We start from the raw sequence: 12,525 nt of genomic DNA on the forward strand, positions 1-12,525 counted from the left end.
CTGGCTGATCGTTACGCCGTTGGTGAACAGGCACGGCAACTGCTCGTTGCTGACCGAGCAGTCGCTGCCGCCGGCATCGACCGACAGCGTCTGGTTGCGGTCGGAGGCCTTGGCCAGGACGGCGCCGGGCGCGAGCGCCAGGACGAGGAGCAGGCTAGCGGCGGGAATTGGGTTCATTGCGGAATTTGACCTGGGAAAGGAGTTCGATCCGCCCCGACTCGAGATCGGCGCGCATGCCGGTGCCCTGCATTGTAGAACCGGGCTGGACCACGTCCACGTGCGCGTCGGAAGCGGCCTGGTTGCGCTGCGGGAACACGTCGAGCGCCTCGGTGCGCATCGTCGTGGGCCGCGGCGCGCCGTCGGGGCTGGTCGCGGTGACGGCGCCGCGCAGCCGGACCTGCTCGTTGTCGTCCGACACCCAGCCGGTCTTCGAACGTACCTGCCAGTGGCCGCCGGACTCGGCGGGGATGTTGAACACCGGCGTCGTCAGCTCCAGCGTGCGCGCACCGGGAGTCTGCTGCAGCTCCGGCGCCTGCACCGCGAACGCCTCGCGGCCGTCGCTGTCGAGCGCGACGAGGTCGAAGTCGCGCAGCAGGTAGTCGGTGCGGTCGTCGGCGGGGCCCTCGACCGCGAGCGTGTCCTTCTGGCGCCAGGCCGACCAGCCCGACACCAGCGCGCCGGCGAGCAGCAGCAGCGTGAGTCCCAGGCGCCAGTTCACGACACCCGTCCGTCGGCGTGGATCGTCGCCAGCCGGCCCTGCGCGTGCAGGATCAGATCGCACAACTCGCGGCCCGCGCCGCGGCCGCCGGCCGCGCGGGTGCGCCAGTGGGCGGCGGCGACCGCGCAGGCGTTGGCGTCGGCCGGCACGACGGCCAGGCCCGCGGCACGCATGGCACCGACGTCGGCGAGGTCGTCGCCCATGAACGCGACCTCGTCGCCGTCGAGACCGAGTTCGGCGCACAGCGCCGCGACCCGTTCGCGCTTGTCGGCGACGTGCACGTGCGCCTGCACGCCCAGGTCGGCCGCGCGCCGCTCGACGATGCCGCCCGGGCGCGCGGTGACCATCGCCACGGCGATGCCGGCCTTGCGCAGCAGCACCAGGCCCTGGCCGTCGTGGACGTGGAAGGTCTTGATCTCGCGGCCGTCGCTGTCGAAGCCGAGCCCGCCGTCGGTCAGCGTGCCGTCGACGTCGAAGCAGGCCAGCCGCACGCGCGCAGCGCGCGCGAGCACGTCGGGCGGCACGTGGTCGAAGAGGGCGTCGGGCATCGCGGGCGATCGGTCCATGAACGAGAAGAGTGCGGTTACACCACGCGGGCGCGCAACAGGTCCTGAATGTTGAGGGCGCCCACGACCCGGCGGTCGGCGTCGAGCACCGGCAGCATCGTGATCTTGCGCGTCTCCATCAGCCGCGCGGCCTCGACGGCCAGCGCGTCGGCATCGATCGCGATCGGGTCGCGGGTCATGACGTCGGCGATGCGCGCATCGCGCACGTCGATGCCGGGGTCGGTGAGCGTGCGCCGCAGGTCGCCGTCGGTGTACAGGCCGATCAGTCGCCGCGCCTCGTCGACGACCACGGTCATGCCCAGCCGCTTGCGGCTCATCTCCATCAGCGCGTCGGCCAGCGAGGCGTCCGCGCGCACGGCGGGGACCTCGTCGCCGCCGTGCATGACGTCGCGGATGTGCAGCAGCAGGCGGCGGCCGAGCGCGCCGGCCGGGTGGGAACGGGCGAAGTCGTCGGCGGTGAAGCCGCGCGCCTCCAGCAGCGCCACGGCCAGCGCATCGCCCATGACCAGCGACGCGGTCGTGCTGCTGGTCGGCGCCAGCGCCAGCGGGCAGGCCTCGGCCGGCACGCTGATGTCGAGGTGGATGTCGGCGGCCGTGGCCAGCGTCGACGCCGGCCGGCCGGTCATCGCGATCAGGCCGTTGCCCTGGCGCTTGAGCACTGGCAGCAGCATCAGGATCTCGTCCGACTCGCCCGAGTACGACAGCGCCAGCACGATGTCGGCGTCGGTGATCATGCCCAGGTCGCCATGACCGGCCTCGCCCGGGTGCACGTAGAACGCCGGGGTGCCGGTCGAGGCCAGCGTGGCGGCGATCTTGCGCGCGACGTGGCCCGACTTGCCCATGCCGGTGCACACGACCCGGCCCCGGCACTCGAGGATCCGCGCGCAGGCCTGCGCGAACGCGCCGTCGAGGCGGGCGGCGACCGCGTGCAGGCCCTGGACCTCCACGTCGAACACCTGCCGCCCACTGTCGGCGAACGCCGCCGCGCGCGGGGCAGGGGGGGCGGAGGCGGCCTGGGCCGCGTCGTCGAGCGTATCCGGCAAGGGTCTTTTCCGTTAGGCTAAGCGGTTCATTTTATGCGCTTCCCGGCGTGAATGCCCCGCGACCGTCGGCGGCGTCGAAGACGGCTCATCCCCGCTTCACGCAGGCGGCGCCAGGGCCCCCGTGCGGCGGCGCCCACAGGATCGAAGACTTGGATACCCGGACCATCACCGCACTCATCCAGCAGGGCATGCCCGAGGCCCAGGTGCACGTCGAGGGCGCGGACGGCGTCCACTTCGAGGCGCTGGTCGTCTCGCCGGCATTCGCCGGCAAGCTGCCGCTGGCCCGCCACCGCATGGTGTACGCCACGCTCGGCGCGCGCATGGGCGGCGAGATCCACGCGCTGGCGCTGCGCACACTGACCCCCGACGAGCACGCGCGGCAGACGGGGCAGGGCTGATGGACAGCATCATCGTGTCCGGCGGCGCGACGCTGCGGGGCGAGGTCCGCATCTCCGGCGCCAAGAACGCCGTGCTGCCGATCCTGTGCGCGACGCTGCTGGCCGACGCGCCGGTCGAGATCGGCAACGTGCCGCACCTGCACGACGTGCTGACCACCGCCAAGCTGCTCGCCGGCCTGGGCGCCGGGGTCGAGCACGACGTCGACGGCGCGCGCGTGATCGTCGACCCGCGGAGCGTGCACAGCCACGTCGCGCCGTACGAACTGGTGCGCACGATGCGCGCCTCGGTGCTGGTGCTCGGCCCGCTGCTCGCGCGCTTCGGCGCGGCCGAGGTGGCGTTGCCGGGCGGCTGTGCGATCGGCGCCCGGCCAGTGGACCTGCACATCAAGGCGCTCGAGGCGCTGGGCGCGACGATCACCGTCGAGCACGGCTTCATCCGCGCCCGTGCGGAGCGCCTGCGCGGCGGCCACGTCGCGTTCGAGACGATCAGCGTCGGCGCCACCGAGAACGTGCTGATGGCCGCGACGCTGGCCGATGGCGACACGGTGATCGACAACGCCGCGCGCGAGCCGGAAATCGTCGACCTGGCGCAGTGCCTGGTCGCGATGGGCGCCGAGATCCGCGGCGCGGGCACCTCGCGCATCGAGGTCCGCGGCGTGCAGGCGCTGCACGGTGCGCGCCACGCGGTCGTCGCCGACCGCATCGAGACCGGGACCTTCCTCGTTGCCGCGGCGATGACCGGCGGCCGGGTGACCGCGACCGCCGCGCGCCCCGACACGCTCGTCGCGGTGCTCGACAAGCTGCGCCAGGCCGGCGCGGAGGTGACCGTCGAGAACGACCGCATCACCGTGGACATGCAGGGCCGGCGGCCGCGCGCGGTCGACATCGTCACCGCGCCGCATCCCGGCTTCCCGACCGACATGCAGGCGCAGTTCATGGCGCTCAACTGCATCGCGGAAGGCCGCGGCACGATCGACGAGACGATCTTCGAGAACCGCTTCATGCACGTCAACGAGCTGATGCGCCTGGGCGCGGAGATCGACATCGACGGACCGCGGGCGTCGGTCACCGGCGTGCCGCGCCTGAGCGGCGCGCCGGTGATGGCGACCGACCTGCGCGCGTCGGCCTCGCTGATCCTGGCCGGCCTGGTCGCCGACGGCGACACCACGATCGACCGCATCTACCACCTCGACCGCGGCTACGAGCACATCGAGCGCAAGCTCGGCGGGCTCGGGGCGAACATCCGCCGGGTCCGCTGACGATGGCCTTCCGCGGACGGATGTCGAGCCGGCGGGTCGCGCTGTTCGCCACGCTCGCCGTGGTGCTGCTGGCGCTGGGCTGGATGCGCTATACCGGCGCGGCGGCGCTCAGCGGCATCGAGTTCAAGGACATGGACTGGAACGAGGACGGCGAACTGACCCGCGGCGAGGTGCTGCAGGGCTTCTTCACGATCGTCGCGGTGCGCACGACCGACGGCAACCGCAGCTGCGTCGACTACCGCCGCCGCGGCTCGGGCGAGTCGATCCGCGTCGAGTGCCGGACCACGCCCGCCGCGCCGTAGGTGCGCGACGCCGGTCTTCGCCTCCGAAGAAGGGAAAGGTCTCGCTGCCAGGGGCAGGAATGGGTCGTCCGCTTCGGATCGGCAGCGGCCTGCCAGCCGGAAGCCGCTCCCCCCTCGGCAAGGCATCCTGCCTTGACTCGGGCGCGCACCATCCATGGCGCGCTCGACGCGGCCACCGGCCGTCAGTCCGCTGCCATAGACGTTTGCAACCCGACTTCGAGTGGACGCAGAGTCGCCGGCTGGAGGAAGTCGCGCACTGTCAGCCTCAGTGCGTAGCAAAAGCAAAGGTTCCGCTGGCTTTAACCAAGCGTCTAGAAAAAGGCCCCGCGATGCGGGGCCCTTTTCATTCGGTCGCCAGCGGCGCTCAGTTCACCGACTGCAGGCGCATGTCGATGTGGTCCTTGCCGTCGCGGCGCTGCAGCAGCCGCGCCGGCACCGGCAGGTCGTCGACAATCCAGGCCACGATCTGGCGGCGTCCGTCGGTGCGGACCACCTTCGTCGCCTGCAGCGTCCGGTCGCCGACTGTCACCGACTCGGTGCCCTGGCGCTCGAAGACCTGGCGCTTGCTGCGTCCGTCCTCGACCAGGCGGTAGCGCAGCGGCGACCGGCCCGCCTGCACGTCGCGCACCAGCACCAGGTTCATCAGCATGCCGTCGAGGTCGCCGGCCTGCAGCTTCACCGGGCCACCCTGGTCGTCCTTGACGTCGCCCGTCCAGCGCGCCTCGCCGGCGTTCCAGTCGTAGGTCGCGTTGACGTTGCGGCGCTTGACCAGCATCGCCGCCAGGCCCGATTCGCCGCGCTGCGAGTCGGTGCTGCTGACCGGGCGCCACTGCTCGCCGTTGGCCTCGAACACCGTGCTCTGCTCGAGCCGCGCCCCGGCGCCGGCGACCTCCAGCCCGTACTTCCAGCGATCGCCGCTCTCGCGGGCCAGCTTCATGTTGGCTTGGGCCCGCATGCCCATGAAGTTGGCCTGGTAGGTCGCGGTGAACGGCTCGAGCGCGAGCGCCGGCAGCGCGGCGAGCGACAGCAGGGCGGCGCCACAGGCGGCGAGCAGACGGGGACGACGGGTCGGCTGGGGCATCTAGGGGACTCCTTGGTATTCGACGAGACGCAGGTCGACTGCGTCCTCGCCGTCTTCGCGTTGCAGGATGCGCACGGGCGTGGGAACGCCGTCGGCGATCCACACGATCATCTCGTCATTGCCGCCGTTGGTCCGTGAAACCCGCAGCGCGGAATAGCTGACGTCCGCGACCTGAACAGTCTCCGGCTCGCCGGCGGCAAGGTAGGCGTGGTCGCGGACGCGGCCGCCATCGACGAATCGGTACTGCAGTGCGGCACCGGGCGCGGCGTCGCGGACGATCGCCAGGTTGATCAGCAGCGCGCTCATGTCGCCCGGCTGCAGCGGCACCGGCGCGCGACGGCGCTTGCTGACGTCGCCGGTCCAGGTCGCCACGCCGCGCGACCAGTCGTAGACGCCTTCGGTGCGGCGGTTGAACAGCACCGCGGCCTTGCGCAGGGTGTGCTGGGCCAGCGGGCGGAAGGTCTCGCCGACGAGGTCGAACGTGGTGCCCTGCTCGACGTTGAGCCCCAGGATGCCGGCGAAGCCGCGGTTGCCGCGGATCCCCAGGTCGATCCGCCAGCGCGCCCCCTCGGGCTGCAGACGCATCGTCGCCGCACCGGCGTGGCGGCCCTGGTACCAGGCCTCGTAGGTGGCGACGAACGGCTGCAGCGTCGCCGCCCGCCCGGCGGGCACCCAGGCGATCAGCAGGCCGGCGACGAGGGCGAGGAAAAGGCGCATCCGGCGGCCATCATGCGAAGCGCTGGTTGGCTGCCAGCTGAAGCGGCGCCGCCCCGGTCCGGCCGTCGACCCGTACCGTGCCGGCCTCCAGCCGGACCCGTCCGGCCGCGATCCAGCGCAGGGTCTCGAGCAGCAGCGGATGCTCGCGCGCCAGCACCCGCTGGGCGAGCGCGGTCTCGTCGTCGCCCGCGCGCACCGGCACCCGCGCCTGGGCGATCACCGGCCCGCCGTCGAGGTCGGCGGTCACGAAGTGCACGCTCGCGCCATGTTCGTCCACGCCGGCCTCGAGCGCCTGGCGGTGGGTATGCAGGCCCTTGAACGCCGGCAGCAGCGACGGGTGGATGTTGATCATGCGGCCCTGGCGCGGTTCGACGGCCTCGGCGCAGATCAGGCGCATGTAGCCGGCGCATACGATCAGGTCGGGGGCCGCGGCGTCGATCGAGGCGAACAGCGCGGCGTCGTGCGCACGGCGGTCGGCGTGGTCGCGCGGGCGCACGAGCTGCGCCGGCAGGCCGGCGTCGCGCGCGCGGAACAGTGCGCCGGCATCGCCGCGGTCCGACCACACGCCGGCGACCATCGCGTCGAGCGTGCCGGCGGCGACCGCGTCGAGGATCGCCTGCAGGTTGCTGCCCCGGCCCGAGGCGAGCACCGCGATGCGCAGCGTCACCGCGCCGGTCCGGGGGCGGCGAACGCGGCGCGCACGTCCGGGCGCGAGAGCACGTTCAGCGCGTAGACGCCGAGCGCGGTGCCGAGCGGGATGTTGAGGCAGGCGAGCCCGGCGACCGCCACGCACAGCCCGTGGCGACGCCGGCGCGCCAGGTCCAGGCCCGCGCGGATGCACAGCGCACCGCCGGCCAGCGCAGCCAGCACCAGGACGCCGACCATCGCGATCATGCCCATTCCGGCCGGGTCGGCGAAGTCGTCGGCGGCCTCGTTGCCGACACCGAACACCAGCAGCGCCACCAGCGGCAGGCTGCCGGCCAGCGACAGCGCGCCGAGGACGTGGTACAGAATCGAGAGCGTGCGCAGCTGCGCGTCGAGCTGCGCCGACGTCGGCGCCGGCGCGGCCGGGCCCGCCGCCCGGGGCGGGGCGTAGGGCGTGCTGTCGAGGTCCACGCGCACGCGGCCGGCTCAGCCGATGCGCACGCGCTCGCCGTCGCCGTGCGCGACGACCTCGCCGATCGTCCAGTGCGCGAGCGCCAGCGCGTCGAGCGCCTCGCCGAACGCGGCGGCCGCCCCGGGCGGCACCACCAGCACGAAGCCGATGCCGCAGTTGAAGGTGCGCCACATCTCGTGGTCGGCCACCGCGCCTTCGCGCTGCAGCCACTCGAACACCGGCGGCAGCGGCCACGACGACGCGTCGATGGTCAGGCCCAGGCCGTCGGGAACCACGCGGACGATGTTCTCGGTCAGGCCGCCGCCGGTGACGTGGGCCATCGCGTGCAGCTGCGGGCCGAGCGGCCCGCGCAGCAGCTCGAGCACCGGCTTGACGTACAGCGTGGTCGGCGCCATCAGCGCATCGACCAGCGGCACGCCGCCGACCTCGACGTCGGCCGGCCGCCCGGCGCGCTCGAAGATGCGCCGGATCAGCGAATAGCCGTTCGAATGCGGACCGCTGGAGGCGATGCCGATCAGCACGTCGCCGGCCTGCACCTTGCCGCCGTCGCGCAGCTCCGCCTTCTCCACCGCACCGACGGTGAAGCCGGCCAGGTCGTACTCGCCGATCGCGTACATGTCCGGCATCTCCGCGGTCTCGCCGCCGATCAGCGCGCAGCCCGACAGCTCGCAGCCGCGGGCGATGCCGCCGATGACCGCGGCCGTGGTGTCGATGTCGAGCTTGCCGGTGGCGAAGTAGTCGAGGAAGAACAGCGGCTCGGCGCCCTGCACCAGCACGTCGTTGACGCACATCGCCACCAGGTCGATGCCGATGGTGTCGTGGCGGCCCAACTGCTGGGCAAGCTTGAGCTTGGTGCCCACGCCGTCGGTACCCGAGACCAGTACCGGCTCGCGGTATTTGCCCGACAGGTCGAACAGGGCGCCGAATCCGCCCAGGCCGCCCATGACCTCGGGCCGGAAGCTGCGCTTGACCAGCGGCTTGATGCGTTCGACGAGTGCGTTGCCCGCGTCGATGTCGACGCCGGCATCGCGGTAGGTCAGGGGGGTTGGGGCGGTCACGGCGGCCGTCGCGAAGCGGGGAGGACCGGGGATTCTAGCAGCCGCGCCGGGCCGCTCGCGGTGCCGGCGGGGACGCGTCGCCACGGACCGGTCGCGCGGTTTGTGGCACCATCCCGCGTCGATGTCCCCCCGACCCAGGATCAACCGGATGCACCGCCCGAAGCGCTCGTTGGGAATGATCGCGTGGCTGCTCGCCGCGCTGCTGCTGGCCGCCGGCAATGCCGCGGCGCAGCGCGTGGAAGGCGACCGCGCTGAAGGCACCGGGCTGTACTCGTCCGAGATCCCGGTGCGCAGCCAGGGCGAAGGCGAGCGCACCGCCGGCTTCTCGCGCGCGCTCGCCCAGGTGCTGGGCAAGCTGTCTGGCGACCGCGGCGTCGCCCAGCGTCCGGGCGTGGCGCAGGAGCTGCGCCGCGCCGAGCAGTACGTCGAGGGCTACGACTACCGCCAGGACGAGGGCGTGTCCTCGCGCGGCTCGCCGACCTTCACCACGACGCTGGTCGTGCGCTTCCGCCCCGAGGACGTCGACGGCGTGGCCGCCGCGCTCGGCCTGCCGGTCTGGCCCGACCCGCGGCCCAAGCCGGTGCTGTGGCTGGCGATCGACGACGGCTCCGGCCCGCGTCTGGTCGGCCTGCAGCAGAACAACGTGGCCCGGCCGGTGCTGCAGCGCGCGATCGAGCGCGGCTACCGGCTCGGCCTGCCGGGCGGCAGCGCCGCCGAGCAGGCCGCGGTCGGCGCGATCTGGCGCGGGGACACCGCGGCGATCGCGCGCATCTCGGCGCGCTACAACCCGCCGATGCAATTGGTCGGCAAGCTCTACCGCGACGGCAGCGGCTGGAAGGCCGACTGGATCTTCGTCGACGGCGGCCGCGTGCTCTCGCGCTGGAGCGAGAGCGGCGACGATGCGCGGCGGATCCTGCCGACCGGCGCCGACGGCGCTGCCGACGCGCTGACCCGCCGCTACGCCAAGGCCAGCCCGGCCGGCGCGCCGTCGACCCAGGCGATCCTGTTCACCGGCATCAACAGCAGCGCCGACTTCGTGCGCCTGTCGGCGCAGCTGCAGCGCATGTCGGTGGTCCGCGCGATCCGGCCGGTGCGCGCGACGCCGCGCGGACTGGAGGTCCAGCTCGACCTGCTGACCGGACTGAGCGGATTCCGCCGCATGGCCGACGAGAACGTGCTGGTCGAGGCCGACGGCAATCTCGAGGGCGTCACCCCCGTCTTCCACCTGCGCTGACCGCGCCAGGACCGCCCGCCATGACCGAGCACGATCCCGCGAACGCCGACATCGCGCGTTTCCTCCGGCGGCTGCAGTGGGGCCTGGTGCTGGTCGCCGTGGCCTGGGTGATCGGACAGCTCGGGCCGGTGCTCACGCCGTTCGTGCTCGCCGCGCTGCTGGGCTGGCTCGGCGACCCGCTGGTCGACCGCCCCGAGCGCCGCGGCCACTCGCGTACGCTCGCCGTCTCGCTGGTCTTCGCGTTGATGACGCTGCTGCTGGCACTGGTGCTGATCATCCTGGTGCCGATGATCGAGCGGCAGATCGTCACCCTCGTCGACAGCCTGCCGGCCTACCGCGACTGGATCATCGGAACCGCGCTGCCGTGGATCGAGCAGCGCACCGGCTACGAGGTCGTGGCCTGGCTCGACACCGACCGGCTGATCCAGCTGATCCGCGAGCACTGGCAGCAGGCCGGCGGCATCGCCGCGGCGGTGCTGGGGTATCTGTCGCGCTCGGGCTTCGCGCTGCTGGCGGTGGTCATCAACCTGGTGCTGGTGCCGATCCTGACGTTCTACTTCATGCGCGACTGGGACCTGCTGGTCGAGCGCTGCGCGTCGCTGGTGCCGCGCGACCACATCGCCACCGCGACCCGCCTCGCCCGCGAGACCAGCGAATCGCTCGGCGGCTTCCTGCGCGGGCAATTCCTGGTGATGCTCGGGCAGGGCGCGATCTACGCGGTCGGCATGTCGCTGGTCGGCCTGCGGCTGGGCCTGCTGATCGGCATGATCGCGGGCCTGATCAGCTTCATCCCGTACCTGGGCGCGACGGTCGGCATCGCGATGGCGTTGATCGCCGCGATCGTCCAGGTCCAGGGCTTCGACTGGACGTTGCTGATCCTGATCGGCGTGGTGTTCACGATCGGCCAGCTGGTCGAGAGCTACGTGCTGACCCCGCGCCTGGTCGGCGACCGGATCGGCCTGCACCCGGCCGCGGTGATCTTCGCGGTGCTGGCCGGCGGTCAGCTGTTCGGCTTCCTGGGCATGCTGCTGGCGCTGCCGATGGCGGCGGTGGCCAACGTGCTGCTGCGCTACGCGCACGAGCGCTACACCCACAGCAGGCTGTACGCGGGCGACAAGCCGGAGATCGCGCTGTCGGGCCGCACGATCGTCGTGCCCGACGGCCGCAACGACGAGCCGGTCGATCCGACGCGATGAGCGCGCCGTCGCCGCAACTGCCGCTGGCGCTGCGCTACCCGCCGGACCAGCGGCTGGAGACGTTCGTCGCCGACGATCCGGCGCTGCTGCCGCAGCTACGCGACTTCGCGCTGGCGGGGGCGCGGCGCGCGCTGTACGTCGCCGGTCCGTCGGGCACCGGCAAGACTCACCTGGCGATCGCACTGTGCGCCGAGGCCGAGCACCTGGGACGCCGCGCGGTCTACCTGCCGCTGCGCAGCCTGGCCGGGCGGGTGCGCGCGGCCGCCGAGTCGCTGCAGGGGCACGACCTGGTCGCGGTCGACGGCCTGGAGGCGATCGCGGGCGATCGCGACGACGAGGTCGCGCTGTTCGACCTGCACAACCGGCTGCACGATGCCGGCCGCAGCGTGTTCTATACCGCCGACCAGGCGCCCGAAGCGCTGGCGCTGACGTTGCCCGACCTGCGCTCGCGCCTGGCCCAGAGCGTGCACATCGCGCTGGCCCCGCTCGACGACGATGGCCGGCACGCGTTGCTGCGCCTGCGCGCCGAGCGGCGCGGCCTGCAGGTGGATGCGGCGACGATCGACTGGCTGCTGCGCCGGGTCGACCGCGACCTGCCGGCGCTGACCGCGCTGCTCGACCGGCTCGACCACGCCTCGCTGGCCTCGCAGCGTCGTCTCACCGTGCCGTTCGTGCGCCAGGTGCTGGCCGAGGCGTCGTAGTCTCGGCCGGACCGGAATGGCGCCGGTGCGGCGTCATTCCTTCAGGCGGGGGCGGATCGTGGCCAGGTTGCAGGGCTTGGTGGTCGAGTCGAGCTGGTGGCGGATGATCCGCTCCCAGGCGGTCGTGCATGCCGAGGTCGAACCGGGCAGGCCGAAGACGAAGGTTGCGTTCGCCAGGCCGGCGAATGCGCGCGACTGCAGCGACGAGGTGCCGATCTCCTCGAACGACACCGCGCGGAACAGTTCGCCAAAGCCGGGCATCTGCTTGTCGAGCAGCGGCAGCAGCGCCTCGGGCGTCGAGTCGCGGCCGGTGAAGCCGGTGCCGCCGGTGACCAGGACGCCATCGACGTCGGGATCGGCGATCCATTTCGAGACCAGCGCGCGCATGGCGTAGCGGTCGTCGGGCAGCAGGGCGCGCTCGGCGACGCGGTGGCCCTCGGCGCGCAGGGCGTCGGCGAGGTAGTCGCCGGAGGTGTCGTTGGCGGACGTGCGGGTGTCGGACACCGTCAGCACGCAGATGGACAGCGGGATACGTTCGTTCAGTGCGCTCATGCGGCCAGATTACCACCGGCATGCACCCGCCCGGCGGCGGCCGGGCGCGGCGGATTGTCGCTGCGCGACGGGCACGCCGGGACCGTGCCGCGTCGCGGCCTGACGTCCGCCTGGCCGGTCCGACACCCGGCGGGCGCTAGGACGCCGCGCTTGCCGAAACGAGGAGCGCACGGCGCAGAGCGCAGAGGTGATGCGCGTGTGCCCGCCGGGTACCGTGCCGAGTCGCGGCCCGATATCCGCTTGGTCGGCCCGGCACCCGGCGGGCACTGGAAGCTGCCCCGTGGCGGAACGAAGAGCGCCGGGACGCGGGAAGAGGGCGAAAGAGGGCAGGTTGACGACAGGATCCGGTGCGGTCGATGCGCCGGCATGTGGGTCGCCGTGGTTCCGGACACGATCCCGCATGTGGCGGCACGCAACGCCGTGGCGGATCAGATCTGCTCGACCGGTGCGGGGGCGCAACACACCTCCCCCGCGCGCGGGGAGAGGTCGGGCAACCGTCCACGCTGCCCGAGGCGTCGAGCGCACCTCCCCCGCACGCGTCGGGTGGGGGCACGGGCTTGGCGCACGGTCCCGCGGCCGGTCC

15 protein-coding genes are annotated in these 12,525 nt (G+C 72.8%); 6 read left to right on the top strand and 9 right to left on the bottom strand.

Features of this window, described 5'->3' with window-relative positions:
* Positions 1-154: 154 nt before the first annotated feature.
* From lptC to WQ56_RS16815, 3 genes are read right to left on the bottom strand one after another with little or no spacing between them, the layout of a single operon-like run.
* Positions 155-718 carry an LPS export ABC transporter periplasmic protein LptC gene (gene lptC / locus WQ56_RS16805; RefSeq protein ID WP_047138298.1) on the bottom strand — a complete coding sequence of 188 codons (564 nt, stop codon included), beginning with the start codon at positions 716-718 and terminating at the stop codon, positions 155-157.
* Positions 715-1,266 carry an HAD family hydrolase gene (locus tag WQ56_RS16810; RefSeq protein WP_047138299.1) on the bottom strand — a complete coding sequence of 184 codons (552 nt, stop codon included), beginning with the start codon at positions 1,264-1,266 and terminating at the stop codon, positions 715-717. The genes lptC and WQ56_RS16810 overlap by 4 nt, the downstream gene beginning before the upstream one ends.
* A gap of 35 nt (positions 1,267-1,301) precedes the next feature.
* Positions 1,302-2,240: a KpsF/GutQ family sugar-phosphate isomerase gene (locus WQ56_RS16815; RefSeq protein ID WP_231583453.1), complete on the bottom strand. Its 939-nt coding sequence runs from the start codon at positions 2,238-2,240 to the stop codon at positions 1,302-1,304.
* A gap of 236 nt (positions 2,241-2,476) precedes the next feature.
* On the opposite strand from WQ56_RS16815, the gene WQ56_RS16820 reads away from it, so the two are divergent.
* The 3 genes from WQ56_RS16820 to WQ56_RS16830 are packed head-to-tail and all read left to right on the top strand — an operon-like array spanning position 2,477 to position 4,286.
* Complete coding sequence (locus WQ56_RS16820; protein WP_047138301.1) at positions 2,477-2,725, top strand: BolA/IbaG family iron-sulfur metabolism protein; 249 nt, start codon at positions 2,477-2,479, stop codon at positions 2,723-2,725.
* Positions 2,725-3,984: a UDP-N-acetylglucosamine 1-carboxyvinyltransferase gene (gene murA, locus WQ56_RS16825; protein ID WP_047138302.1), complete on the top strand. Its 1,260-nt coding sequence runs from the start codon at positions 2,725-2,727 to the stop codon at positions 3,982-3,984. The genes WQ56_RS16820 and murA overlap by 1 nt, the downstream gene beginning before the upstream one ends.
* Before the next feature lie 2 nt (positions 3,985-3,986).
* On the top strand, positions 3,987-4,286 hold the full coding sequence (locus WQ56_RS16830) for a hypothetical protein (protein ID WP_047138303.1): 300 nt from the start codon (positions 3,987-3,989) through the stop codon (positions 4,284-4,286).
* A gap of 364 nt (positions 4,287-4,650) precedes the next feature.
* On the opposite strand, the gene WQ56_RS16835 is transcribed toward WQ56_RS16830, so the two are convergent.
* The 5 genes from WQ56_RS16835 to purM are packed head-to-tail and all read right to left on the bottom strand — an operon-like array spanning position 4,651 to position 8,259.
* Entirely contained in the window at positions 4,651-5,367 is a 717-nt protein-coding gene (locus tag WQ56_RS16835) for a DUF3108 domain-containing protein (RefSeq protein ID WP_047138304.1), read from the bottom strand.
* Entirely contained in the window at positions 5,368-6,084 is a 717-nt protein-coding gene (locus tag WQ56_RS16840) for a DUF3108 domain-containing protein (protein ID WP_052773076.1), read from the bottom strand. It lies immediately after the preceding gene.
* 10 nt (positions 6,085-6,094) lie between these two features.
* Entirely contained in the window at positions 6,095-6,751 is a 657-nt protein-coding gene (gene purN / locus WQ56_RS16845) for a phosphoribosylglycinamide formyltransferase (RefSeq protein WP_047138305.1), read from the bottom strand.
* Complete coding sequence (locus tag WQ56_RS16850) at positions 6,748-7,206, bottom strand: hypothetical protein (RefSeq protein WP_047138306.1); 459 nt, start codon at positions 7,204-7,206, stop codon at positions 6,748-6,750. Before WQ56_RS16850 ends, purN begins: the two co-directional genes overlap by 4 nt.
* Before the next feature lie 9 nt (positions 7,207-7,215).
* The gene (gene purM, locus WQ56_RS16855; RefSeq protein ID WP_231583452.1) at positions 7,216-8,259 is read right to left on the bottom strand and encodes a phosphoribosylformylglycinamidine cyclo-ligase; all 1,044 of its coding nucleotides are present in this window, start codon (positions 8,257-8,259) and stop codon (positions 7,216-7,218) included.
* Positions 8,260-8,407: 148 nt separating this feature from the next.
* Here purM and WQ56_RS16860 point away from each other — a divergent pair, with 148 nt between their 5' ends.
* Genes WQ56_RS16860 through hda form a run of 3 tightly spaced genes read left to right on the top strand, consistent with a single transcriptional unit; the run spans position 8,408 to position 11,390 of the window.
* Positions 8,408-9,493, top strand: coding sequence for a DUF2066 domain-containing protein (locus WQ56_RS16860; RefSeq protein ID WP_156170609.1), 1,086 nt, complete (start codon positions 8,408-8,410; stop codon positions 9,491-9,493).
* 20 nt (positions 9,494-9,513) lie between these two features.
* A complete protein-coding gene (locus tag WQ56_RS16865) occupies positions 9,514-10,689 on the top strand; it encodes an AI-2E family transporter (RefSeq protein ID WP_047138308.1) in 1,176 nt (391 codons plus the stop codon).
* Positions 10,686-11,390 carry a DnaA regulatory inactivator Hda gene (gene hda / locus WQ56_RS16870; RefSeq protein ID WP_047138309.1) on the top strand — a complete coding sequence of 235 codons (705 nt, stop codon included), beginning with the start codon at positions 10,686-10,688 and terminating at the stop codon, positions 11,388-11,390. The genes WQ56_RS16865 and hda overlap by 4 nt, the downstream gene beginning before the upstream one ends.
* 33 nt (positions 11,391-11,423) lie before the next feature.
* On the opposite strand, the gene moaB is transcribed toward hda, so the two are convergent.
* Positions 11,424-11,942: a molybdenum cofactor biosynthesis protein B gene (moaB, locus tag WQ56_RS16875; RefSeq protein WP_047138310.1), complete on the bottom strand. Its 519-nt coding sequence runs from the start codon at positions 11,940-11,942 to the stop codon at positions 11,424-11,426.
* Positions 11,943-12,525 lie beyond the last annotated feature (583 nt).

The sequence above is a fragment of the Luteimonas sp. FCS-9 genome, from assembly GCF_001014645.1.
Classification (GTDB): Bacteria; Pseudomonadota; Gammaproteobacteria; order Xanthomonadales; family Xanthomonadaceae; genus Luteimonas.

Bases quoted from the DNA above. Each gene is read 5' to 3' on its own strand.
- WQ56_RS16810 (WP_047138299.1), bottom strand. From the start codon at position 1,266: ATGCCCGACGCCCTCTTCGACCACGTGCCGCCCGACGTGCTCGCGCGC.
- moaB (WP_047138310.1), bottom strand. From the start codon at position 11,942: ATGAGCGCACTGAACGAACGTATCCCGCTGTCCATCTGCGTGCTGACG.
- WQ56_RS16840 (WP_052773076.1), bottom strand. From the start codon at position 6,084: ATGCGCCTTTTCCTCGCCCTCGTCGCCGGCCTGCTGATCGCCTGGGTG.
- WQ56_RS16835 (WP_047138304.1), bottom strand. From the start codon at position 5,367: ATGCCCCAGCCGACCCGTCGTCCCCGTCTGCTCGCCGCCTGTGGCGCC.
- WQ56_RS16865 (WP_047138308.1), top strand. From the start codon at position 9,514: ATGACCGAGCACGATCCCGCGAACGCCGACATCGCGCGTTTCCTCCGG.
- murA (WP_047138302.1), top strand. From the start codon at position 2,725: ATGGACAGCATCATCGTGTCCGGCGGCGCGACGCTGCGGGGCGAGGTC.
- WQ56_RS16860 (WP_156170609.1), top strand. From the start codon at position 8,408: ATGCACCGCCCGAAGCGCTCGTTGGGAATGATCGCGTGGCTGCTCGCC.
- WQ56_RS16830 (WP_047138303.1), top strand. From the start codon at position 3,987: ATGGCCTTCCGCGGACGGATGTCGAGCCGGCGGGTCGCGCTGTTCGCC.
- hda (WP_047138309.1), top strand. From the start codon at position 10,686: ATGAGCGCGCCGTCGCCGCAACTGCCGCTGGCGCTGCGCTACCCGCCG.